This is a genomic window from Actinomycetospora soli (assembly GCF_021026295.1).
Lineage (GTDB): Bacteria > Actinomycetota > Actinomycetes > Mycobacteriales > Pseudonocardiaceae > Actinomycetospora > Actinomycetospora soli.
In genome coordinates, this window is record NZ_JAJNDA010000001.1 from 186005 (window position 1) to 209075 (window position 23071).

The following is a 23071-nucleotide window of genomic DNA, read 5'->3' on the forward strand; positions in this document are numbered from 1 at the left end:
ACACCCGGGATCCCGCGGGATCCCGCCGGAATCGGCCGGAACCGATCGGCGCCCGGCGCACTCCAAGGGGATGACGGCACCCGCCGACCCCAGGAGGCACCGTGAGCACGACCGTCCGCGCCGACCATCCCCTCCGGCCCGTCCTCGGCCCCACCCGCTTCCCGCTGGCGCTGCCCGGCTGGGACGGGGTGGTCGTCACGGCCCTCGTCCCGCCGGCGGCCCTGCCGCTGCTGCGGCCGCGTCGGCCCGGGGAGACCGTGCGCCTCGCGCTCGCGATCGCCGACCACGAGGTGCGACCCGCCCTCGTCGGCGCCGACCGCTGGCAGACCGACGCCCGGGCCCGCCTGGACGCGCGCGGCACGTTCGGTCGTCGCCCGCAGGAGCTGCTCTGCTCCCCCGGCCACCTCGAGGTGGCCGGCCGCCGGTGGTCGCTCGGCGCGGGTGCCGGCGTCCGGGAGGGCGCCCGGCTCGAGGTCGCCGGCGTGCTCCACGTCGCCGTCGGGGCGGCACCGGACGTCCGGCCCTGGACGATCCGGGGCTGGCGGCGCGTGGGTCGGGCCGCCGTGGTCGACCTGGTCGACGCCACGCCGACCGGTGGACCGGCGTGAGGCGGCCCCGCCCCCGCCGCCGCCCGGTGCGCGTCGCGGGCGACCGGCGCGGCGGACCCGTCGTCGTGCGGCGGGCCCGCACCGAGGAGCTGGCGGTGCAGCTGCCCGGGACGTTCCTCGACGACCCCGACCTCGCGGGGCTCGTGCCGGGGTGCCTGATCGACGCCGCGCCCGCCCTGTTCGTGGCGGAGACGCTCCCCGCCGGAGCGGGCCGGGACGGGTGGAACCACGACGATCTCGGCCTCGTGCGCGCCCAGGGCACCGTGCTGACGGCGCTGCCGAGCACCGACGGGCCCGCGCCGGTCAGCGTGCTCGACGCGGGCGAACGGCTGTTCCCGCTGTTCTGGTCGACCGCCGAGCCGCGCGCGGGCCACCTCGCCGTCGCGGGGGCGCTGTACCTCGACCCGGAGCTGGCGCCGGGGACGGAGCACGGCGAGCAGGTGGCGCTGTGTCGGGAGCGCTACCGGGTCACCGCGATCCGGCTGTCGTCGCGCCTGTCGTGGCGTCCGGAACCGGCCCGGCAGCTCAGCGAGGTGCCGCGCCACGTCGACGAGGACCTCGTGCTGGTCGTCGGGCTGCTGCCGGTCGGGGCCGCCGACACGCGTCGCCGCGTCGGCTGAGCGGGTGGCGGTGCGGTCAGGGCCTACGGTGCACGGCGTGCGGGTGGAGGCGGTCGTGCCGGCGTGGATGCTCGCCGACGGGGAGTACGTCGGGCTGGCGACCGGCGACCCCGTGCGCACCGGCTTCGCGCTCGCCGTCACCGCCACCGGGCCCGGCGGCACCGAGGCCCTCGAGCAGTCCGGAGCGCGCCCGGGCCTGACCACCGTCGGCGGGCGGACGGAGGTGGTCGGCCATACGACGGTGCTCCGCAGCCCGCCGTGCTGCCTGGTCCTCCTCGCGGCGGGCCGGCTGCCGCTCGACGTGGGCCTGCACGTCGAGGGGTGGCTCACGGTGGAGCCGTTCCTCTGGGTTCCCGACGGCGAGCTCGCCCGGGCCCGGCCGGAGGGGTGCGTCGGGTGGACCGTGGCGCGGGTGCGCGTGGTCGGCGGCTCGACGGAGGACCTCGCGCGGCTGCCGGACGAGGCCGGCGTCGACCCGGACGCCGCCTACGTCCTCGACCTCACCCGCTGATCCGCCACCCCGCGTCGCTGCGCCGACCCCCGTCACAGGGCAGGACCGACCACGCCGCGGCGCTCCACCGGAAGATCGCGTCCTGGCCGTGCCGCGCGCCGAGGGCCACGGCCTCGTCGTCGGTCAGTCCCTCGACGAGGACGCCGTGCTCGGTGTGGGAACCGTCGGCGGCGCCGGTCTCGGACGCCCACCGGCGGACGTGCGGGGGCAGTTCCGCCTCCAGCGCCCGCTGCCGGCGGGCGTTCTCCGCGGCGGAGAGCCGGGCCGATGCCGGGTCGTACGCGGTGAGGACGTGGACCGGGGCGTCGAACGGGAACCGGCCCGTGCGCTCGCCCGCCGGGGCGGGATGGACCTCGAGCGGGGCGCCGTCGAGGTCGTCCACCCGCAGGCGGGCAAGGCGGTAGCCGGCGAAGCGGTCCTCGCGCCCGGGCACGCCGCCCATCCTGCCCGATCCGGTTTGACGGATTGCATTCCGTATGTCGCAATCCCGGGACCACCGGCGTGGGTGGCGGGCTCACGGAGGTGCGCATGGGACCGGAGGTCGTCTCGATCCTGGTGCTGGTGGCGATGTTCGTGATCGCCACGCTGCTCCCGGTCAACCTCGGCGCGATCGGCTTCGTCGCCGCGGCCGGGGTCGGGGTGCTCGTGGCGGGGCTGAGCCTCGACGACGCGCTCGCCGGCTTCCCGACGGATCTCTTCCTCATCCTCGTCGGGCTGATGTTCCTGTTCGGCATCGCGCAGCAGAACGGGACGATCGACCTGCTCGTGCACTGGTCGATGCGGCTCGTCCGCGGGCACCTGGTCGCCGCACCCTGGATCTTCTTCACGCTGGCCGCGGTGTTCTCCGCGATCGGGGCGCTGTTCGCGGTCGCCATCGTGGCCCCGCTCGCGATGCCGTTCGCCCGCCGCTACCGGATCGACCTGCTGCTGATGGGCATGATGGTCGTCCACGGGTCGCTGGCGGGGGCGTTCTCGCCGATCAGCGTCTACGGCGTCGTCGTGAACGGGATCGTCGCCGGCACCGCCCTGCCGTCGAGCCCGCTGACCCTGTTCCTCGTCCCGCTGGCGTTCAACGTCGTCATCGCCGCGGTGGTCTTCCTGCTCCTCGGGGGCCGGGACCTGATGGGCGTGCGGTCGCACCACGTCGACGAGGACCGCGCCGACGAGGAGCGCGCCGACGAGGAGCGCGACGGCGAGGACCGTCCCGACGGCGGGTCGGGCGGGGTCGCGGTGCGCGAGCGGACCGGGACGCGGGTGAGCTACCCGCAGGTGCTGACCCTCGTCGCGATCGTCGTCCTGGCCGTCGGCACCGTCGGCTTCGGTCTGGACGTCGGCGTGCTGGCCATGAGCCTCGCCGTCCTGATCGGCGTCCTCTCCCCCGCCGGCAACGCCGAGGCGCTGAAGAGCATCAGCTGGTCCACGGTGCTGCTGGTGTGCGGTGTGATCACCTACGTCGGGGTGCTCCAGGAGGTCGGGACGACGGACCTGGTCGGGCAGGGCATCGTCGCGCTCGGCGTCCCGCTGGTCGTCGCTCTGCTCCTGCTCTACCTCGGCGGGGTCCTCTCGGCGTTCGCGTCGTCGGCCGGGATCATCGGTGTCGCGATCCCGCTGGCGCTGCCGTTCCTGCTGCAGGGCTCGGTCAGCGCGATCGGCATGGTGGCCGCCCTCGCCGTCGCCACCACCGTCGTCGACGTCAGCCCCTTCTCGACCAACGGCGCGCTCGTGCTGGCGAGCACGCCCGAGGACGTCGACAAGGACGCCTTCTACCGCCGGATGCTCGTCTACGCGGGCACCGTGGTGGTCCTGGGGCCGTTGCTGGCGTGGGCGGTGCTGATTCTGCCGGGGTGGCTCTAGATCTTGACGCGGGCAGGTGACGGCGGTCACGCTGGCGCGGATGACCAAGGATCGGATCGTGAACGTGCTCGGCGTCCTCGGGGCGATCTTCTGTCTCGTGGCGGTACTCACCGGCTTCGGCCACGCCGCCGAGGGCGACGATGACGACGACGCCCCGGCGGCCCCGCCGCCGACCAGCCAGATCGCCCCGGCCCCGGCTCCCGGGGCACCGGCGCAGTCCGTGGCGCCGGCCCCGGCCGCGCCCGCCCAGCCGCAGGACGACGACGGGGACGACGACGACGGCTAGGTCCGTCCGCCGTCGGTGGAAGCCGACCCACCCGCCGTCGGTAACGGCCAGGATCACCTCGCCAGACGGTCGCGGCGTTCCTCAGCCGGCAGCTCCGTCGTCGGGGATGAGCGGCAGCGCCCGCTCGCGGAAGAAGCGTCCGTCGGCGGGGTGGGAGAGCAGGCCGGCGACCTGGTCGGCCGGGACCCAGCGCGCCTCCGGGTTGGCCGGGTCGAGCGGGCGCAGCTCGGCGGACCCGCTGCGGAACAGGAAGAGCGTGATCGTCTTGTGCTCGGGCAGGCCGTGGCGGACCGCGAGGCGGCTGAACGACCCGAGCTCGCGGACGTACGCGAGGTCCGCCAGGCCGCACTCCTCGTGGATCTCGCGCCGGGCCGCGTCGAGGACGCTCTCCCCGTCCTCGACGTGACCCTTGGGCAGCGACCAGGTGTTCGACCGCTGCTTCACGACGACCACCCGCCCCGCCGGGTCGACGACCACTCCCCCGGCGGCGTGACTGCGGAACATCCCCGCAGTGTCCCGGACGCCGTCAGGCCGCATCGGGCCACGTGTGCGGCGGGTCGCCGAGCGCCCGGCGGACGTTCGCGATCACGCCGCGCGCGACGAGCGCGTTGCCCACGCCGCCGAGGACCGCACCGAACCCGAACGGCAGGACCTTCCCCCACACCACGCGTCCCTGCGCGGCGCCGTAGGTGGTGACGAACTGCTGCCCGAGCGCGCGCTGGACCTTGAGCAGCTGGCCGGCGGGGACGTGCCGCACCGCGGCGGCGCCCCAGGTGCCGCCGACCACGCCGGCCGCCTCCTCCACGATCTGCGTCCCACGGGCTCCCCCGAGGACGGCCAGCACCAGCAGCCGGCGGCGCTCGACCTCCTCGGGCCGCACGCCGTGCACCGCGGACACGGCCAGGGCGTGCAGCACGGCCGCGTTCAGGGAGAAGGCGAGCTCGCCCCCGCCCAGCGCCACCGCGAGCGTGGTCCCGACGCCGGGTGCGCCCGCCGACGCCCCGACCGACGCGCCGGCGGTGGTGACGGTGGTGAGGTAGGTGCGCTCCAGCACCGTCACGACCTGCGCCGGGGTCCGGTCGGAGCGCGCGCGGACGATCCGGAGCGTCAGGTCGACCTGGGGTTGCTGCAGGGCGATCGCGCGGTCGAGGAGTCCGGGCACCGCGCTCCAGTCCACGCCCCGATCATGCCCGATCGGGCGCTCCGTCGACGTGGCGTTCCTGCCACCGGACGCCGGCAACGACGCTTTCCTGCCACGAGGGCGGGGCGTCAGTGCGCCGGCGTCACCTCGACCGCCGGCTCGTGCACCCCGGCCACCCCCGCGTGCACCGGCCGGGCGGCCTTGCGGGCGCGCTTGTTGGCGTACATCGCGGCGTCCGCGTCCGCGAGGGCCTGGGCGAACCCGCCGTCGACCCGGAACGGCGCCACCCCCACCGAGCACGGGACGTCGGCGTCGGCCAGGACCGCCTGGAGGCGGTCGGCGAGCCGCGCCGAGTCGTCGGCGCCGACGGAGGCGACCAGCCCGAACTCGTCGCCCCCGAGCCGCGCCAGCGGGTCCCCGCCCCGGACCGCCGCGAGCAGCGTCTCCGCGGTGCGCCGCAGGTACCGGTCACCAGCGTCGTGGCCCTCGGTGTCGTTGACCGTCTTCAGCCCGTCGAGGTCGAACATCACCACGGCCGCGGGGTCGCCGAAGCGCCGGAACCGGTGCTCCTCGCGCTCCATCCAACGCTGCCAGCCCCGACGGTTCAGCAGCCCGGTCAGCGGGTCGGTCTCCGCGTCGGACACCGCGCGCTCGAGGGCGCGGGCGGTCTCCACGGCCGCGCTGTCGGCCTCGAGCACGCTCGACAGGAGGCTGGAGAGCAGGTCGAGCAGGGTCTCGTGCTGCAGGAACGACTCGGGCAGCGGATCCGGGTTGAGGCCGACGACGGTGCCGAACAGCGACCCGTCGGCGTGCAGGACCGGCGTGCCCACGTAGGCGCCGACCCGCACCGCGTCCCGCGCCTGCGCGTCGACGGCCTCCGCGAGGTCGGGCACGAGGGCCGTGTCCGGCACCACCCGCGGAGTGGTCCCGAGCGACATCGTCCGGCACAGCGACGTCGACCAGGCCACCTCGGCGCCCGGACGCAGCCCGTACGCCCGGTCCGCCGTGACGAGCATCGTCTGTCGGCGCCCGACCACGCGGGACACCGCCCAGACCCCCATCGGGACGGTGTCCGCCAGGTAGTCCACGACCATGCGGCAGGCCGCGTCGAATGCCTTGGGCGGCACGAGCTCCGCCGCCACCTCCACGAGTCGCGTCGGCACCAGGACCCCCTCGTCGTCGCGGGACGCGATCCCCACGTACCACCTCGGGCCCCCGCGGTACGCCTCCGGAGACCACGACCACCCCGTCGGGCGGCTCCGCGACTACGAACGGGTGCGGCCGCCCTTGCGGGCCCGCTTGTCGGAGTACATCGCGGCGTCGGCCTCCGACACCGCCTCGGAGAAGCCCGTCGCGATCCCCACGGGGGCGACGCCGATGGAGCACGGCGTCCCGGCCTCGTCGAGCACCGCGTGGAGCCGGTCCACGAGCGGGCCCGCGTCGTCCGCGCCCACCGTGGCGACCATCGCGAACTCGTCGCCGCCGAGGCGGGCCAGCGGGTCGCCGTGCCGCGTGGCGTGCCGCAGCGTGTGGGCGGTGCGCTGCAGGTAGCGGTCGCCCGCGTCGTGGCCCTCGGTGTCGTTGACCGTCTTGAGCCCGTCGAGGTCCATCATCACGACGCAGGCGGGGTCGCCGAACCGGCGGAAGCGCTCCTCCTCGCGCTCCAGCCACCGCGTCCACCCACGCCGGTTGAGCAGGCCCGTCAGCTGGTCGGTCTCGGCGTCCGAGACCGCACGCTCGAGCTCCCGCGCGGATTCGACGGACGTCGTGTCGGCCTCGAGGACGCTGGAGAGCAGGCTCGACAGCAGGTCCAGGAGCCCCTCGTGCTCGACGAAGCCGGGTTCCATCGGGTCCCGGTTGATGCCGAGCAGGGTGCCGAACAGCCTGCCGTCGGGCTGGACGATCGGGGTCCCGACGTAGGCGCCGATGGGGAACTCGAGCGCGGCCGCCGACTCGTGCGGCCCCGCCAGCTCGGGGCGGAGGGCGACGTCGGGCACCACCCGCGGGGTCTCGCCCGAGATCATCGTGCGGCACATCGTCTCGGTCCACCGGTTCCCGGCGCCGGGTGCGAGGCCGTAGTCGCGGTCGTGGGCGACGAGCACGGTCTGCCAACCGGCGGCCACGCGGGTCACCGCCCAGGCGCCGATCGGCACGGTCTCGCCGAGGTAGTCGACCACCATCCGACAGGCCTGGTCGAAGGCCCGCGCCGGTGCCACGTCGGTCACGATCATCGTCTCGTCACTGGTGATCACGTCGTCCCCTTGCGAACCCACAGCCGCTCCCCCACCACTCATTGTGACCGATAGTGGCCCTCGGTGGTCAAGGTGGGGTGACCCGTCTGAGGTGGATCAGCGGGTACGGCAGGCCGTCCGCGTCGGTCTCCGCGCGCCCCGTCTCGACGAATCCGCGGCGTCGGTACCAGGCCCACGCCGACTCGTTCTGCTCGTTGACGTCGAGGGTGAGGATCGGGGCGCGGACGTCGTCGAGCAGGGCGGTCCCGACGCCGCGCCCGTGCGCCGCCGGGTCGACGAACAGCATGTCGATCTCACCGCCGCGCGCGGCGAGGAAGCCGAGCGGCCCGTCGTCGGGACCGACCGCCACCCGGACGGCAGCGCGGGGCAGGTGCGTGCGCAGCTGCGACCCGAACCGCTCGAGGTGCGCCGGGTCGAGGAAATGGTGGGTCGCCTCGACGGCCCGGCGCCAGAGGCCGACGAGCGCCTCGAGGTCGTCGGGCACCGAATCTCGGATCTGCACTTGACCCTCACGCGACGTCAGGCCGGAACCTCTCCATCATGACCGGGATGACGGACACGGCGCTGACGGTGGGCCAGCTCGCCGAACGCTTCGGGCTGACGGTGCGCACGCTGCACCACTACGACGAGATCGGGCTGCTCTGCCCGAGCCGTCGCAGCCCGTCGGGCTACCGCCTGTACGCCGACTCCGACATCACCCGCCTGCAGCACGTCGTGGTCTACCGACGGCTCGGGTTCGCGCTGGAGGACATCGCCGTCCTCCTCGACGACCCGGGCGCGGACGTGGCGGCGCACCTGCGTCGGCAGCGGGACGCGGTCACCAGCCGGCTCGACGAGCTCACCGACCTCGTCGTGGCCATCGACCGAGCCCTGGAGGCGGAGATGGACGGAATCGCGCTGACCCGTGAGGAGCGCCGGGAGCTCTTCGGAGACGGGTTCTCCGACGAGTACCAGGCCGAGGCGCAGGAGCGCTGGGGCGACACGGAGCAGTGGCGCCAGTCCCAGGAGCGGACCGCGCGCTACACGAAGGAGGACTGGGTCGCGATCAAGGCCGAGACCGACGAGATCAACGCGGCGTTCGTCGCCGCGAAGCGGTCCGGCGCGGCCCCGGACTCGGAGCCGGCCCGCGCGGCCGCCGAGGCGCACGGGCGGCAGATCCACGAGCGGTTCTACGACCTCTCGCCGGAGATGCACCGCAACCTCGCGTGCCTGTACGTCCAGGACGAGCGGTTCGCGAGGACCTACGACGACCTGGAGCCGGGGCTCGCGCAGTACGTGCACGACGCGATCCAGGCGTACCGGGGCGAGCGGAGCGACGGGGGACCGGACTCGGCGAGCTGAACCGGCCCCACCCGTCGTCGGGGTGCGAGCATGGGCCGTGACCGGGGAGGCGACATGAGCATCAGCGACACCGCTGCCGCGCGGCTGCTCGAGCTCGCCACCCCGGAGGGCGGGACCGGCCTGCGGATCGACCTCGGCTGAGATGCCCACCTATCTCGGCGTCGACATCGGGACGCAGAGCTCGAAGGGCGTCCTCGTCGGCGGCGACGGCACCGTCCTGGCGAGGGCGCAGGTCGAGCACGCGACGTCCCACCCCGCGCCCGGGCACGTCGAGCACGACGCGGAGGGGGTGTGGTGGCACGACCTCGTCCACCTCACCCGCGAGCTCGGCGGCACACCCGACGCGGTCGGGGTCAGCGGGATCGGCCCGGTACTGCTGCCGGCCGACGCCGACGGTCGGCCGCTGCGCCCGGCGATCCTCTACGGCGTCGACACCCGGGCGACCCGGGAGGTCGCCGAGCTGACCGGGCGCTTCGGGGCGGCCGAGATCCTGCGCCGCGGCGGGACGCCGCTGTCGAGCCAGGCGGTGGGGCCGAAGCTCGCGTGGCTGCGGCGGCACGAACCGGAGGTGTGGGAGCGGACGGCGATGCTGCTGATGGCGAGCTCGTACCTCGTGCACCGGTTGACCGGGGAGTACGTCCTCGACCAGCACTCGGCGAGCCAGTGCGACCCGCTCCACGACCTCGACGCCGCCGACTGGGCGCACGATCTCGCCGACGAGGTCGCGCCGGGCCTGGAGCTCCCCCGCCTCGCGTGGTCGACCGAGGTCGCCGGGCACGTGACGGCGCGCGCCGCGGCGGAGACCGGGCTGCGGGAGGGCACACCGGTCACGGCCGGGACGATCGACGCCTGGGCCGAGGCGGCGTCGGTGGGCGTCGCCGGTCCGGGCGACACCATGGTCATGTACGGCACGACGATGTTCCTGGTCCAGACCGCGGAGGGCCCGCCCGCCACGAGACGCTGTGGTCGACCCGCGGGGTCGCCCCGGGCTCCTTCACGACGGCGGCCGGGATGGCCACCGGAGGCGCGGTCACCACGTGGCTGCGCGACCTCGTCGGCGGTGACCACGGGGCGCTGACCGCCGCCGCCGGGGACGTCCCGGCCGGCGCGGACGGCCTGCTGCTGCTCCCCTACTTCGCGGGCGAGCGGACCCCGATCTTCGACCCGGACGCCCGCGGGGTGCTGATCGGACTGACCACGCAGCACGAGGCGCCCGCGCTGTACCGGGCCGCGCTGGAGGGGATCGCCCACGGCGTGCGGCACAACCTCGGGGCGTTCCCGGCGGCCGACCCCCGGCTCGTCGCGGTGGGCGGGGGCACGGCCGGCGGGGTGTGGACGCAGATCGTCAGCGACGTGACCGGCCTGCCCCAGGACGTCCCCGCCGACACCACCGGCGCGGCCCTCGGGGACGCGTGGCTCGCGGCGGTGGCCGTCGGGGCCGAGCCCGACATCGCGGCGTGGAACCCCGTCGTCGGGACCGTCCGGCCGGACCCCGCCACCCGCGAGGTCCACGACGCGATGCACGAGCACTACCGCGCCCTCTACCCGGCGACCCGGGAGACGGCGCACTTCCTCGCCGGCCTCAGACGGTGATCGCGACCTTCCCCGTCATGTGCCCGCCCTCGACCAGCTCGTGGGCCCGCTGCAGGGTCGCGGGCGTCAGTCCGTCGAGCCGCTCGGAGAGCGTGGTGCGCACGGTGCCGGCCTCGACGAGTTCGGCGGTGCGGTCCAGCAGCTCGTGCTGCGCGATCATGTCGGCCGGCTCGAACATGGGCCGCGTGAACATGAGCTCCCAGTGCAGCGCGAGGCTCTTGTCCTTCAGCGGCAGCGTCTCCAGGCCCTCGGGCTCGTCGATCGCGACGATGCCGCCGCCGGGGTTCAGCAGCTCGGCGTAGGTCTCGATCATGCCCTCGGTGAAGGGCGAGAAGACGAGGTCGACGCCGTCGGGGGCGACCTTCCGCACCGAGGCCACGAGGTCGTGGTGGTCGGCCGTGTGGTGGGCGCCCATCGCGGTCGCCCAGTCACGGGAGGCCTCGCGCGACGCGGTGCCGACGAGCGTGAGGTCGGTCAGCGCTCGGGCGTACTGCAGCACCATCGACCCGACTCCGCCGGCCGCACCCATGACGAGCAACGTGCGCGACCTGCCGTCCGGAAGACGGAAGCGGTCGAAGAGGGACTCCCAGGCCGTGATGGCGGTCAGCGGGAGCGCGGCCGCCTCGGCCCAGTCGAGGGTCGAGGGCTTGCGGCCGACGATGCGCTCGTCGACCACGTGGTACTGCGCGTTCGTCCCCGGCCGGAGGATCGAGCCGGCCTCCATGACCTCGTCGCCGACGGAGAAGAGGGTCACCTCGTCGCCGACGGCGGTGACGACGCCGGCCGCGTCGAAGCCCAGGACCTTCGGCTCCCCGCCGGGGTCCACGCCGTGGTGGAGCTTGGTGTCGACCGGGTTGACCGAGACCGCCCGGACCTCGACGACGAGGTCGCGGGGACCGGGGGTCGGCTCGGGCAGGTCGATCTCGGTGAACGGGCCGGACTTCTCGGTGTAGGCGATGGCCTTCATGCGTGTGCGGTACCCGCCCGGGAGCAGGGTCAGCCCAGGGTGAACGGGTCGCGCGTGCCGCCGGTCAGCTCGACCCACACCGCCTTGGTCTCGAGGTAGGCGTCGATGCCGTTCAGCCCGTTCTCGCGGCCCAGCCCGGACTGCTTGAACCCGCCGAAGGGGACGCTCGGCGAGAGCACCCGGTAGGCGTTGATCCACACCGTGCCGGCCCGGATCCTCCCGGCGACCCGGTGGCCGCGGTGGATGTCCTTCGTCCACACCGCGCCCGCCAGGCCGTAGGGCGTGTCGTTGGCGAGCTTGACCGCCTCGTCCTCGTCGGTGAACGTCACCGCGGAGAGCACCGGCCCGAAGACCTCCTCGCGGTACACGGTGTCGGTCGGCTTGACGCTCAGCACGGTCGGCTTGACGAAGTAGCTGCCCAGCGACTCATCGGCCGACCCGCCGTAGGCGATCGTGGCGCCCTCGTCGCGGGCCTTCTCCAGGTAGCCGAGCACCTTCTCGTACTGCGGCTGGTTGGCCACCGGGCCCATCTCGGTCTCGGCGTCCATCGGGTTGCCGAGCTTGATCGAGGCGGCGCGCTCGGCCACGAGCCGGACGAGCTCGTCGTGCACGTCGGCGTGGACGATCAGGCGCGACCCGGCCATGCAGGTCTGGCCGGTCGCGGCGAACACGCCCGCGACGAGGCCGTTGGCTGCGGCCTGCAGGTCGGCGTCGGGGAACACGACCTGCGGCGACTTCCCGCCCAGCTCGAGGGTGACCGGGTTGAGGTTCTCCATCGCCGCCTGGCCGACGTGCTTGCCGGTCGCCGTCGAGCCGGTGAACGCGACCTTGTCGACGCCCGGGTGCGCCGCCAGGTGGGCGCCCGTCTCGCGGTTCAGGCCCGTGACGACGTTGACCACGCCCGCCGGGATCCCGGCCTGCTCGATCAGGTCGGCGAACCCGAGCGTCGACGCCGGGGCGTGCTCGCTCGGCTTGATCACGACGGTGCAGCCCGCCGCGAGCAGCGGCGCCAGCTTGAAGGTCATGAGCAGCAGCGGCGAGTTCCACGGCGTGATCGCGGCGACGACGCCGATCGGCTCGCGCCGGGTGTAGACGAGGTAATTGGGGTTCGGCGAGGGGATCTGCGCGCCCTCGATCTTGTCGGCCAGCCCGGCGAAGTAGTGGTACCAGCCGCCGAGGCCGTTGAGCTGCCCGAGCATCTCGCGGTAGAGCTTGCCGGAGTCGTTGACCTCGAGGGTCGCGAGCCGCTCGGCGTTCTGGCCGATCAGGTCGCCGAGCCGGCGCAGGCACGCCGCGCGGGCGAAGCCGGTCATGGCGCCCCACTCGCCCTCGAAGGCCGAGCGCGCGGCCGCGACGGCGGCGTCGACGTCCTCGGGCCCGCCGTCGGGGATCGACGCCCAGGTCTCGCCCGTGTACGGGTTCTGCGAGTCGAACGTCCTCCCGGAGATCGCGTCGACGGCACGGCCGCCGATCAGCATCCGGAACTGTTCCATGCTTCTCACCTCGGGATCAGATCGGTGACGGCGAGGTCCACGAGGCCCTCGACCCGCGCGAAGGCGGCGGCGGTGACCGCGTCGAGGAGTTCGCCCGACTCCTCGTCCAGCAACGTGCAGAGCACCCCGACCGGCGCGAGCCCGGCGAGCTCGGCCAACGCGGACGCGACGTCGGCGGTGTCGCCGCGACCGGGCCGGGTCGCGGTCGCGACGACGTGGCCGGGCCGGGTGAGGTCGTCGGGACGGGTCGCGGGGTCGGCGAGGAGGGCCAGCGTGCGGGCCCGGTCGGTGGCGCTGATGCCGGTGCTCACGCCGGACGCGGCGTCGAACGGCACCGTGCGGGCGCTGCGGCCGTGCGCCGGCGGCAGGTCGAGCACGTCGAGCAGCGCCTCCGGGGCGGACGCCTCGAGGAAACCGCTGCCGTACCGGACGAGGAACGCGACCGTCGCCGGGTCGATCCCGGCGGCCGCGGCCACCAGGACCGCGCCCTGGCTGCCGCCGTGCAGGACGACGGGTCGGCCGCGTCCGATCGCGGCGACCGCGTGGTCGACGACGTCGACGGCGGGTGCGGCGGCGAGCGTGGTCACGACGGCTCCTTCTCGACGGCGGGTGTCGACGGCGGGTGTCACAGCAGCGGCGCCAGCGCGGTGACGGCGGGCGCGCCGCGGACCGCCCCGGTGAACTGCCCGAACGCGCGACCGTGGGCCGCGACGAGGTCGAGGGCCTCGGCGGTGAGCTCACCGTCGGGGCCGTAGTGCCCGCCGTGCAGGAACAGGCCCGGTGAGAGGACCTGGGCGGCGAAGAACCCGGCCAGGACCGACCGCAGGTCGTCGACGGCGAGGAAGTGCTCGGCGGCGTTCCCGGTGTGCAGGATCGCGGTGGCCTTGCCACGCAGCGGGGCGCGCTGCTCCCCCTCGGCGCCACGCTGGGTGTTCTCCAGGAACGCCTTGATCAGCCCGGACGAGCGGGCGCGATAGGTCGGGGTCGCGAACACGACACCGTCCGCGGCCTGCACGGCGCGCTGCAGGTCCTCGGGGTCCGGACCCTCGCCGAGCTCGACGACCGTGCTCGCCACCCCCGTGGCGTCGAGGAACGCCGCCAGCGCGGTCGAGGAGCGGCCCCCGGCGTTGGGGGATCCGACGAGACCGAGCAGGGACAGGGTCACCGGGCGACCTCCGGGTGCGCGCGACTCACGTGGTGGCAGGTACCCCGCCGACGCTAGGGACCCGTCGTCGTGCGACCCATCCGTCTCGCGCACACCGTCAGCCGATTCGCGCAGGGGGGTGCGCTCGCCCTCTTGGTGGCAGGAAAGCGTCGTTGCTGTCATCCAGTGGGCGGATCGCCGCATCGTCGGACGCCGGGTGTGCGTCCTCGCGCAAGATCTGATTGCGCGGAGCGAGGTGTTCGCTGAGCGATCACATCGCTCCGCACAACAGGATCTTGGGTCGATGGCCGGACCAGAAGCGGGCCGGCGCGCTCCGGCCGCGGGGCGACTCCCTGCGGCTGCAAGATCTCATTCCGCGGAGCAAGGTGTTCGCTGAGCGAGCACATCGCTCCGCAGAACAGGATCTTGGGTCGACGGCCGGACCAGATGCGCGCCGGCGCACGGCGGCCGCGGGCGACCCCCTGCGGCTGCAAGATCTCACTCCGCGGAGCAAGGTGATCGCTCAGCGAGCACATCGCTCCGCAGAACAGGATCTTGGGCGCACCCACGACGCCCAGCCGGGCACCACCCGCCGTCGGGAACGGGACTCACGCGTCGGTGGCGCTCCGGGCAGCGGCATGGCGGGCGCCCAGGATGTGCGAGCGCATCGCGGACTCGGCGAGGGCGGCGTCGCGGTGCTCGATGCCGAGGACGAGGTCGTGGTGGCCGGCGACGCTGCGGGCGAGGTCGGCGTCGGCGTAGTGCCCGAAGGCGAGCGCCACCAGCGGCGTGGAGGACACCGACGCGAGCAGGGAGGCGAGGCGCGGGCTGTCCGCGGCCTCCATGACGGCGCGGTGCAGCGCGTCGTTCGCGTCGACCGCGCGGGCGACGGCGGCCTCCTCGTCGGCGCCCCGGGCGCGCAGGGCGGAGAGCTCGGCGGCCGCGGCGGCGAAGGCGCGGTCGTGCTCGCGGAGGGTCGCGATCACCGAGGCGTCGGCGCGCTCGGCGGCGAGGCGCGCGCCCTCCCCCTCGAGCAGGGCCCGGAGGGAGTAGACCTCGTCGACGTCGCGACGGGTCCAGGAGCTGACCCGCGCGCCCCGGTGCCGGACGATCTCGACCAGGCCCTCGGCGGCGAGCGCGTTGAGGGCCTCGCGCACCGGCGTGCGGCTCACGCCCAGCGTGTCGGCGAGCGGGCCCTCGCGCACCCAGGAGCCGGGCACGAGCGCACCGGCGGCGATGTCGGACCGGATGCGCCGGTACGCCTGCGTACGCGCCCCGTCCGGCTCCACGGCAGAGGACATCGACGGCCACTTCCTGACGATCGAGGGGTCGCCCCGCCGCGGTGCGGTCCACGGCGGGGCGGCTCGTCGCGGCGATCCTACGGCGGACCGCCTGACGGTCGGTTCAGTGCCGCAGACCGTTCTTCTTCATGATCGGCAGCACCTCGTCGCAGAACTCCTGCGTCTCCTTCGCGTAGTCGAGGAAGCCGAAGACGGCGCCCGCCATGCCGGCCTCCTGGTACTCACCGAGCTGCTCGGCGACCTGCTCCGGGGTCCCGACGATGTTCGGCCCGCCCCAGCCGGCGATGAACCGTTCCTGCATCTCGCGGATCTGCGTGCCGAACGACTGGGACTCGATCCCCAGCGTCTCCATGATGATGTTGGCGCCCGGCCAGTCGCCCTTGTCGATGATGTCCTGCTGGACCCGCTTCGCCTCGGCCTCGGTCTCACGGCAGATCACCAGGGCGTAGGTCCACACGTCGATGTCGCGGTCGTACTCGTTCTGTGCGGTGCCCTTGATGCTGCGCACGTAGTCGGGCACCTCCTCGGTCGGCAGTGCGATGAGGTTGATGTCGACGTTCTTCGCGGAGAACTGCTGGCCGCGCGGCGAGGCACCCGCGTTGAGCAGCGCCGGTCGCGGCGCCTGGATCGGCTTCGGGTACGCGTGGGCGCCCTTCGAGGAGAAGAACTCGGCGCCCTCGAAGTCGAAGTCGCCCTCCTCGTTCCACAGCCGCATCGCGAAGTCGAGCCATTCCTGGCCGTACTCGTAGCGCTTGTCGTGCTCGAGCTGCTTGCGCCCGAACATCTCCATCTCGGGCGTGAACCAGCCCATCACGAGGTTCATGCCGAACCGGCCGTTCGAGATGTGGTCGATCGTCGTGGCCATCTTGGCGGCGACGATCGGGTGCACGGTCGGCACGTGGGTGGTGGTGAAGATGCCGATGTTCTCGGTGGCCTGCGCGAGGCCCGCCGCCCAGGTGTAGGTCTCGAAGCAGACGCCGTTGAAGTTCGTGTCGCCCCGGAACCCGGTCCACCGTCCGACGGGGACGAGGGCGTCGAGCCCGCCCCGATCGGCCGCGCGCGCGATCTCGAGCTGCTGGTCCCAGGTGATGCGGAACCCGGTCTCCGCCTCGCTCATGATCATGCCGCCGGAGCAGTTCAGCGAGAACACCCCGAGCTTGAACGGCTGGTCGGAGAAGACCGGGTTGTCGGTGGTGCGCTTCGTGTGGCCGAGCAGGCCGTCCCGGACGTGGGCGGGGTAGGTCACGGCGGTCTCCCGTGGGGTTGAGTGATCGCGGTCACGGGAAAACTAGGCACGGGCGACGGCCGCCCGCCATCCGGAACACGACGCGGAGCAGCCGGATCGCGCACGACCGGATGGCGACCAGTCGTATGCAGTCGAGGCGCGTACGGCGATGGATCTCCGCCGTGACGGCTCTGTTGCGCGCGGATCGTATGCGTGTCACCGTGTCCGTCACCACACGACGGCGTGATCGAGCAAGGGGTCATGCAGGTGAGCGCTCCGACCGACGAACCCCTCGCCGCGCACGCGGTGATGAACACCGACGACGTCGACGAGGCGCGGCACGTCGTCACCGAGGTCTACGTCCCGCACGAGCTGGACTCCCTGGGCGGGCGGCCGCTCGACGCCCGGCTCAACAGCGTCGCCTCCGACCGACTGACGCTCGGCTACCTCGTCTACGGGGCCCACGCGTCGCTGGACCTGCCACCGCTCGAGCACTGCTACCACGTCAACCTCACCCTCTCCGGGCGGACCGAGGTGACACGTCGGCGCGGTCGGGAACGGGCCGTCACCGAGGGCGGGCGCAGTGGCGCGGTGCTGCTGCCCACGGAGGACTCGACGGTCACGTGGACCCCCGAGGCGACCCAGTTCGCCATGAAGTTCCCGCGGGGCCCGCTCGAGGAGCACCTCGGCGGCCTGCTCGGGCACCCGATCCACGACGCCCTCGACTTCGACGTCTCGATGGACCTGACGACGGGTCACGGAGCGGCGCTGATGAGCGCGGTCCGCTTCCTGCAGACCGAGCTCGACCGGCCCGGCGGCATCGCCACCGCGCCGCTCGCCCGTGCCCAGCTCGAGACCTACGTGCTCACCGCACTCCTGCACGGCGTCGGCCACCAGTACACGGACGAACTGCTCGCCCCGCGCACCGAGGACCGGCCGGCCGTGGTGCGCCAGACCCTCGAGTTCATCGAGGCCCACGCCGCGGAGCCGTTCAGCATCCCGCAGCTCGCGAGGCGGATGGGCGTCTCGACGCGGACGCTGCAGGTCACGTTCGCGCGGCACGTCGGGATGACGCCCAGCGAGTACGTCCGCGACGTCCGCCTCGCGCGCGTCCACGCCGACCTCGTCGCCGCCAACCCCGTCGACAGCTCGGTCACCGAGCTGGCCGCTGCGTGGGGCTTCCTGCACCAGGGCCGCTTCTCCGAGCAGTACCGCGCCAAGTACGGGCGCCTCCCGTCGCAGACGCTGCGTGCCTGACGTCGGGTGCTGCGCACTTCGGATGCTCGGCTGCGTCAACCGGATGGATCAGCGGGGCGCGATTTCCTAGCGTGATCGCCGTCACCGACGACGCCCCTGGAGGTTGTCCCCCATGGTCCAGACGATCACGTACGGCCGCGAGCAGACGCTGCCCCTGGAGCACACCCGCACCGGGCCGTCGATCTTCAACGACCAGAAGATGAAGCTCGGTCTGTTCGGGTCGAACTGTTCCGGCGGCCTGTGCATGACGGATGCGCCGACCAGCTACGAGATCACCTGGCCGCACACGAAGTCGATCGCGCAGAAGGCCGACCGCCTCGGCATGGAGGCGATGGTCCCGGTCGCCCGCTGGAAGGGCTTCGGCGGCAACGTCAACTTCAACGGCACGAACTTCGAGACCTTCACCTGGGCCGCCGGCATCGCCGAGTGCACCGAGCAGATCACGGTCTTCACCACCACCCACATCCCGACCGTGCACCCCGTGGTCGCCGCGAACATGGCCGTCACCAACGACCACATCGCCCAGGGCCGCTTCGGGATGAACCTGGTGATGGGCTGGTTCACCCCGGAGATGGGGATGTTCAACCCCAAGCAGCTCGAGCACGACGAGCGCTACGTCTACGGCGGGGAGTGGCTCGAGCTCGTCGAGCGCCTCTGGACCGCCGAGGGCGAGTTCGACTTCGACGGCACGTACTTCCAGGCGAAGAACCTGGAGTCCGAGCCGAAGCCGCTGCAAGACCCGCGGCCGGTGCTCATCAACGCCGGCAACTCGAAGTCAGGCACCGACTTCTCCGCGAAGTACGTCGACATCAACTTCGCCTCGCTCGACATGGACGCGATGAGCGACTACACGAAGGAGATCAAGCGCAAGGCCCGCGAGGACTACCAGCGCGCGATCTCGACGATGACCTACGGCCTGGTCGTCTGCCGCGACACCGAGGCCGAGGCCAAGCGCGACCACCAGCGCATCATCGACGAGGGCGACTGGCCGGGCGCCCGCAACCTCATGTCGATCATCGGCATGGAGTCGCAGTCGTTCAACGAGCAGATCGAGAAGTTCCAGGAGCGCTTCATCGCCGGCTGGGCCGGTCAGCCGCTGGTCGGCACGCCCGAGCAGGTCGTGGAGGGGTTCCAGCAGCTCTCCGACCACGGCATGGAGGGCATGATCATGGGCTTCCTCGACTACAACGAGGAGATCGACCAGTTCGGCGAGCAGGTCATGCCGCTCATGCGCGAGGCGGGCCTCCGGCACTAGGTGCGGAGCAGGTGAGCACTAAGGGTCGCTATAGCGACCCTTAGTGCTCACAGGAGCGCCAGCTCACCTCGCAGGTCGTCCAGGCCCAGGGACCCCTGGGCCAGGGCGCCCGCGTGCCAGGCGGGGAGGTCGAAGTCCGCGCCCGCACGTCGTCGCGCCTCGTCCCGCCCCGCCAGCCACGCCCGCTCACCCAGCTTGTAGCCGATCGCCTGTCCCGGCCCGCCGAGGTAGCGGATGAGCTCGGAGTCGAGCATCTCGACCGATCGACCGCTGTGCCGCCCGAAGAACTCCCGGGCGAGTTCGGGGGTCCACCGCTCCCCCGCCCCGACCGGCGAGTCGTCCGGGATCGGCAGCGACAGGTGCATCCCGAGGTCGATCACCACGCGGATCGCCCGCAGCATCTGCGCGTCGAGGTACCCGAGCCGCGACCCGGGTCGGTGTGGTGTCCGAGCTCGTCCATGAGCCGCTCGGCGTAGAGCGCCCAGCCCTCGACGTTCGCGCTCACCGCCCCCGCCATCGACGTCTGGAACAGCGACAGCCGCTCCGCGTGCAGCGGCCAGGACGCGAGCTGCAGGTGATGGCCGGGGACGCCCTCGTGGTACCAGGTCGAGTACAGCCCCCACATCGGGTAGCGGTCGTCCGACGACGCCGGCAGCCAGGTGCGCCCCGGCCGGGCGAAGTCCATCGACGGCGGCGTGTAGTACGGCGCCGCGGCGCTGCCCACGGGCGCGAGCCGGGCCTCGACGCGCCGGATCGGCCCGGACAGGTCGAACTGCGTCCCGTCCAGCGCCGCGATCGTCGCGTCCATCAGCTCCTGCAGGTGCGCGACGGCCGCCTCGCTGCCCGTGATGACCTCGCCGGCCGTGTCCAGGTGCGCCATGGCCGCGGCGGCGTCCGCGCCGGGCAGCACCCGCTCGGCCTCGACGGCGATCTCGTCGCGCAGCCGCCGGAACTCCGACCAGCCCCACGCGTAGACCTCATCGACGTCGAGGTCGGTGCCGTTCCAGTACCGCGCGGCCACGCGGTAGCGCTCCGCCCCGACCCCGTCCGGCGTGCCCTCGGCCGCGGGCAGGTACTCCTCGAGCAGCCAGTCCCGCAGCCCGGCGAGGCTCGCGGCGGCCGCGGCCGCGCCCCGGTCGAGCTCGCTCCGGACGGCGGGTCCGACCTCGGCCCCGCGGGCGAACCCGGAGAACCAGCCGCGTCCGCCGTCGTCGTCGAGCCAGGCCCGCAGCTGCGCGCCGACCCGGACCACCTGGCGCGGGGCCGCGAACAGCCCTCGGCGCCGGCCCTCCTCGAGCGAGCGCCGGTAGCCCTCGAGCGCGGCCGGGACCCGCGCGGAGCGCCGCGCCACCGCGGCCCAGTCGTCCTCGGTCGCCGTCGGCATCAACGTGAACGCCGTCCGCACGCCCGCGGGCGGGCCGAACAGTTCCTGGACCGCCCGCAGTGGCTCGCCGGTGCCGCTGTGCGCGAGCTCGGCCTCCAGCCGCTCGACCAGGAGCCGCGCGCAGCGGCGCTCGTCGGGATCGATGGGCTCGGGCAGCGCGGCGAGCCGGGCGAGCGTGTCGCGCCGCAGCTCCTCACCGGCTGCGATCCCGTCGGGCGAGAGGTCGGGCAGCTCGTCGACCCGGTCGTCCCACCCGAGGTCCCCGGCGAGGACCGGGTCGAGGGCGGCGAGGCGGTGGACGTGGTCGTCGGCGAGGGCCCGGACGGCACGGACGGCAGGGACGGCAGGGACGGCAGGGACGGCAGGGACGGCAGGGGCGGCGCGCTGCGGATCGGTCTCGGTCATCGCGGTGCAGTGTGCCCCGGTCCGGGCGCGGGCACAGGAAGGGTGTGTCGACGACGCTGCCGGTCACCGCTGACGAGTCCGCCGACCTCGAGACGCTGCGCGACGTCGAGAAGCGGGTCCTCTGGCTCTCGACGGCGATCGTCGACCACGCCAACCGGGTCCGGGAGTCGACCGGCGGGGTGAAGGTCGGCGGGCACCAGGCCTCGTCCGCGTCGATCGTCTCGATCATGACGGCGTTGTGGTTCGGGGTGCTGCGCCCCGAGGACCGGGTCTCGGTCAAGCCGCACGCCTCGCCCGTCCTGCACGCGATCAACCACCTGCTGGGGCGGTTGGACGCGCGGTACCTGACGACGCTGCGGCAGAAGGGCGGGCTGCAGTCCTACCCCTCGCGCTCCAAGGACCCCGATCCCGTCGACTACTCCACCGGGTCGGTCGGGATCGGCGCGACCGCCCCGATCTGGGGCGCGATCGCGCGGCGCTACGCGCACGGCCTGGGCACGCGGGCGGGGACGGGCCGGCAGTTCTCGCTGGTCGGTGACGCCGAGCTCGACGAGGGCGCGGTCTGGGAGGCGGTGCTCGACCCGATCGTGCGGGAGCTCGGCGAGGTCACCTGGATCGTCGACTTCAACCGGCAGTCGCTCGACCGCGTCGTCCCGGACATCTCGGTCACGCGCCTGCAGGGTCTGTTCGAGGCGGCCGGCTGGCAGGTCATCACCGTCAAGTACGGCCGGCTGCTGACCGACCTCTACGCCCGCGAGGGCGGCGACGCGCTGCGCCGGCGCATCGACACGATGTCGAACCCGGAGTACCAGCGCCTGCTGCGCTGCACCGCCGCCGAGCTCCGCGAGCGGCTCCCCCAGTCGTCCGACGACCATCCCGACGACGGGTCCGCGATCGCCTCGCTGCTCGGGGACATCGACGACGACGCCGTCCACGCCGCCATCCGCAACCTCGGCGGGCACGACCTCGGCGCCCTGCTCGACGCCTACGGGCGGATCGACGACACCCGCCCCACGGTGATCTTCGCCTACACCGTCAAGGGCTACGGGCTCGCGACGCAGGGCCACCCGCAGAACCACTCCTCGCTGCTCAGCGAGGACCAGATGCGCGAGCTCGCCGCCTGGGCGGGCACCGACCTCGATGAGCCCTGGGCGCCGCTGTCGCCCGACTCCGCGGCCGCCCGCCTGTGCGCCGAGTCCGCGACGCGGCTCACGCGCCCCGACGAGACCGAGCGCAGCGGCTCCCGCCCGGCGAGCCAGGACCACGGCCCGGCCGAGCTGCCGGAGATCCCCACCGACGTCGGCCGCACCCCGACCGGCACGGGCACCACGCAGCAGGCCCTCGGCCGCGCCCTGCTCGACCTCACCCGCTCCGCCCCGGAGGCCGCCCGCCGCGTGGTGACCTGCTCCCCCGACGTCGCGTCGTCCACGAACCTCGGCGGCTGGCTGAACAAGGTCGGCTCGTGGTCCCCGCGGGAGCGCCGGGACTGGTTCGCCGACGATGCCGAGACGATCCTGCACTGGCGCGAACGGCCCACCGGCCGGCACATCGAGCTGGGGATCGCCGAGACCAACCTCGTCGGGCTCCTGGGCGAGTTGGGCGCGACGTGGTCGCGCTGGGGCGAGCCGCTGCTGCCGATCGGGGTGCTCTACGACCCCTTCGTCGCCCGCGCCCTCGAGCCCTGGGCCTTCGGCATGTACGCGGGCGGCCAGTCGATCCTGGTCGGGACGCCGTCCGGGGTGTCCCTGGCGCCCGAGGGCGGCGCGCACCAGTCGATCACCACGCCGTCGATCGGCCTGGAGCAGCCCGGGTGCGTCGCCTTCGAGCCGGCCTTCGCCGTCGAGGTGACGTGGTGCCTGCTCGACGGGCTGGGCCGCCTCGGCCGCCCGGACGGGTCGTCGACCTACCTGCGGCTCTCGACGCGGCCGGTCGACCAGTCCGCCGCCGCCGTGCCCGAGGACCCGGCGGCGCGGGAGCGGCGTCGTCGTCAGGTGGTGGGCGGGGGCTACCTGCTGCGGCGCGGCGAGCGCCGCCCGCAGGTGACGATCGCGGCCATGGGCGCGGTGGTGCCGCAGGCGCTGGAGGCCGCCGAGCGGCTGGACGCGCTCGGGCACCCGGCCGACGTCGTCGTCGTGACCAGCGGGGACCTGCTCTTCCGGGCGCTGGACACGGGCGACCGGGCCGTGCTCGACGCGGCCCTGCCCGCCGACCGGGCGGCGCCGCTGGTGACGGTGCTCGACGGACATCCGCACACGCTCGCGTTCCTGGCGGGCGTGCACCGGGTGCGGGCGCGGCACCTCGGCGTGCGCGGGTTCGGCCAGTCGTCCGACCTCGCCGACGCCTACGCCGTGCACGGCATCGACGCCGACGGGATCGTGACGGCGGGCCTGGATGTGGCTGCCGCCCTGTGAGTAGTTCTGACGGCTATCACCGT

Annotated in this window: 21 protein-coding genes and 2 pseudogenes; 10 read left to right on the forward strand and 13 right to left on the reverse strand. The window is 73.6% G+C overall.

The window, feature by feature from the left end:
• Positions 1–101: 101 nt before the first annotated feature.
• From LN037_RS00940 to LN037_RS00950, 3 genes are read left to right on the forward strand one after another with little or no spacing between them, the layout of a single operon-like run.
• Positions 102–608 (forward strand): hypothetical protein, encoded by a 507-nt coding sequence (locus tag LN037_RS00940; protein ID WP_230748948.1) that lies wholly within the window; start codon positions 102–104, stop codon positions 606–608.
• Positions 605–1228: a hypothetical protein gene (locus tag LN037_RS00945; RefSeq protein ID WP_230748950.1), complete on the forward strand. Its 624-nt coding sequence runs from the start codon at positions 605–607 to the stop codon at positions 1226–1228. The genes LN037_RS00940 and LN037_RS00945 overlap by 4 nt, the downstream gene beginning before the upstream one ends.
• 37 nt (positions 1229–1265) lie before the next feature.
• Positions 1266–1739 (forward strand): hypothetical protein, encoded by a 474-nt coding sequence (locus LN037_RS00950; protein ID WP_230748952.1) that lies wholly within the window; start codon positions 1266–1268, stop codon positions 1737–1739.
• Here the strand turns inward: LN037_RS00950 and LN037_RS00955 are convergent.
• Positions 1729–2172 (reverse strand): DUF3293 domain-containing protein, encoded by a 444-nt coding sequence (locus LN037_RS00955; RefSeq protein ID WP_230748953.1) that lies wholly within the window; start codon positions 2170–2172, stop codon positions 1729–1731. The genes LN037_RS00950 and LN037_RS00955 overlap by 11 nt on opposite strands.
• A 95-nt stretch (positions 2173–2267) precedes the next feature.
• Between LN037_RS00955 and LN037_RS00960 the strand changes: the two genes are divergently transcribed.
• Entirely contained in the window at positions 2268–3593 is a 1326-nt protein-coding gene (locus LN037_RS00960) for an SLC13 family permease (RefSeq protein WP_230748955.1), read from the forward strand.
• A gap of 40 nt (positions 3594–3633) precedes the next feature.
• On the forward strand, positions 3634–3879 hold the full coding sequence (locus LN037_RS00965; protein ID WP_230748957.1) for a hypothetical protein: 246 nt from the start codon (positions 3634–3636) through the stop codon (positions 3877–3879).
• 81 nt (positions 3880–3960) lie between these two features.
• Here LN037_RS00965 and LN037_RS00970 read toward each other — a convergent pair whose 3' ends face one another.
• The 5 genes from LN037_RS00970 to LN037_RS00990 all read right to left on the reverse strand — a co-directional run bounded on the left by LN037_RS00970 (position 3961) and on the right by LN037_RS00990 (position 7774).
• A complete protein-coding gene (locus LN037_RS00970) occupies positions 3961–4383 on the reverse strand; it encodes an NUDIX domain-containing protein (protein ID WP_230748959.1) in 423 nt (140 codons plus the stop codon).
• A gap of 22 nt (positions 4384–4405) precedes the next feature.
• Positions 4406–5056, reverse strand: a complete 651-nt coding sequence (locus LN037_RS00975; RefSeq protein ID WP_230748961.1) for a hypothetical protein — start codon at positions 5054–5056, stop codon at positions 4406–4408.
• A gap of 92 nt (positions 5057–5148) precedes the next feature.
• A complete protein-coding gene (locus LN037_RS00980) occupies positions 5149–6219 on the reverse strand; it encodes a GGDEF domain-containing protein (RefSeq protein ID WP_230748963.1) in 1071 nt (356 codons plus the stop codon).
• Positions 6220–6285: 66 nt separating this feature from the next.
• Complete coding sequence (locus LN037_RS00985; protein ID WP_230748965.1) at positions 6286–7272, reverse strand: sensor domain-containing diguanylate cyclase; 987 nt, start codon at positions 7270–7272, stop codon at positions 6286–6288.
• 67 nt (positions 7273–7339) lie between these two features.
• A complete protein-coding gene (locus tag LN037_RS00990; RefSeq protein WP_230748966.1) occupies positions 7340–7774 on the reverse strand; it encodes an acetyltransferase in 435 nt (144 codons plus the stop codon).
• Positions 7775–7821: 47 nt separating this feature from the next.
• Between LN037_RS00990 and LN037_RS00995 the strand changes: the two genes are divergently transcribed.
• Positions 7822–8613, forward strand: a complete 792-nt coding sequence (locus LN037_RS00995) for a MerR family transcriptional regulator (RefSeq protein ID WP_230748968.1) — start codon at positions 7822–7824, stop codon at positions 8611–8613.
• A gap of 142 nt (positions 8614–8755) precedes the next feature.
• Positions 8756–10206, forward strand: a pseudogene (locus LN037_RS01000) (FGGY-family carbohydrate kinase).
• On the opposite strand, the gene LN037_RS01005 reads toward LN037_RS01000, so the two are convergent.
• From LN037_RS01005 to LN037_RS01030, 6 genes are all read right to left on the reverse strand, one after another.
• Positions 10196–11173 (reverse strand): zinc-binding alcohol dehydrogenase family protein, encoded by a 978-nt coding sequence (locus tag LN037_RS01005; RefSeq protein WP_230748970.1) that lies wholly within the window; start codon positions 11171–11173, stop codon positions 10196–10198. The pseudogene LN037_RS01000 and the gene LN037_RS01005 overlap by 11 nt on opposite strands.
• A gap of 29 nt (positions 11174–11202) precedes the next feature.
• Positions 11203–12666, reverse strand: a complete 1464-nt coding sequence (locus LN037_RS01010; protein ID WP_230748972.1) for an aldehyde dehydrogenase — start codon at positions 12664–12666, stop codon at positions 11203–11205.
• Positions 12667–12671: 5 nt separating this feature from the next.
• On the reverse strand, positions 12672–13253 hold the full coding sequence (locus LN037_RS01015) for a 3,4-dihydroxy-2-butanone-4-phosphate synthase (protein WP_230748974.1): 582 nt from the start codon (positions 13251–13253) through the stop codon (positions 12672–12674).
• A gap of 38 nt (positions 13254–13291) precedes the next feature.
• Positions 13292–13831, reverse strand: a complete 540-nt coding sequence (locus LN037_RS01020) for an NAD(P)H-dependent oxidoreductase (protein ID WP_230748976.1) — start codon at positions 13829–13831, stop codon at positions 13292–13294.
• A 587-nt stretch (positions 13832–14418) separates the two neighbouring features.
• A complete protein-coding gene (locus tag LN037_RS01025; protein WP_230748978.1) occupies positions 14419–15111 on the reverse strand; it encodes a GntR family transcriptional regulator in 693 nt (230 codons plus the stop codon).
• A 103-nt stretch (positions 15112–15214) separates the two neighbouring features.
• Positions 15215–16357 (reverse strand): LLM class flavin-dependent oxidoreductase, encoded by a 1143-nt coding sequence (locus LN037_RS01030; protein ID WP_230748980.1) that lies wholly within the window; start codon positions 16355–16357, stop codon positions 15215–15217.
• A gap of 246 nt (positions 16358–16603) precedes the next feature.
• Between LN037_RS01030 and LN037_RS01035 the strand changes: the two genes are divergently transcribed.
• On the forward strand, positions 16604–17593 hold the full coding sequence (locus LN037_RS01035) for an AraC family transcriptional regulator (RefSeq protein WP_230748981.1): 990 nt from the start codon (positions 16604–16606) through the stop codon (positions 17591–17593).
• 112 nt (positions 17594–17705) lie between these two features.
• Positions 17706–18848, forward strand: coding sequence for an LLM class flavin-dependent oxidoreductase (locus LN037_RS01040; RefSeq protein ID WP_230748983.1), 1143 nt, complete (start codon positions 17706–17708; stop codon positions 18846–18848).
• Positions 18849–18895: 47 nt separating this feature from the next.
• Here the strand turns inward: LN037_RS01040 and LN037_RS01050 are convergent.
• Positions 18896–20637 (reverse strand): annotated as a pseudogene (locus LN037_RS01050) (DUF885 domain-containing protein).
• 44 nt (positions 20638–20681) lie between these two features.
• Between LN037_RS01050 and LN037_RS01055 the strand changes: the two are divergent.
• Entirely contained in the window at positions 20682–23048 is a 2367-nt protein-coding gene (locus LN037_RS01055; RefSeq protein ID WP_230748989.1) for a transketolase-like TK C-terminal-containing protein, read from the forward strand.
• Positions 23049–23071 lie beyond the last annotated feature (23 nt).

Bases quoted from the DNA above. Each gene is read 5' to 3' on its own strand.
- LN037_RS00960 (WP_230748955.1), top strand. From the start codon at position 2,268: ATGGGACCGGAGGTCGTCTCGATCCTGGTGCTGGTGGCGATGTTCGTG.
- LN037_RS00965 (WP_230748957.1), top strand. From the start codon at position 3,634: ATGACCAAGGATCGGATCGTGAACGTGCTCGGCGTCCTCGGGGCGATC.
- LN037_RS00970 (WP_230748959.1), bottom strand. From the start codon at position 4,383: ATGTTCCGCAGTCACGCCGCCGGGGGAGTGGTCGTCGACCCGGCGGGG.
- LN037_RS00995 (WP_230748968.1), top strand. From the start codon at position 7,822: ATGACGGACACGGCGCTGACGGTGGGCCAGCTCGCCGAACGCTTCGGG.
- LN037_RS01005 (WP_230748970.1), bottom strand. From the start codon at position 11,173: ATGAAGGCCATCGCCTACACCGAGAAGTCCGGCCCGTTCACCGAGATC.
- LN037_RS01010 (WP_230748972.1), bottom strand. From the start codon at position 12,666: ATGGAACAGTTCCGGATGCTGATCGGCGGCCGTGCCGTCGACGCGATC.
- LN037_RS01025 (WP_230748978.1), bottom strand. From the start codon at position 15,111: ATGTCCTCTGCCGTGGAGCCGGACGGGGCGCGTACGCAGGCGTACCGG.
- LN037_RS01040 (WP_230748983.1), top strand. From the start codon at position 17,706: ATGGTCCAGACGATCACGTACGGCCGCGAGCAGACGCTGCCCCTGGAG.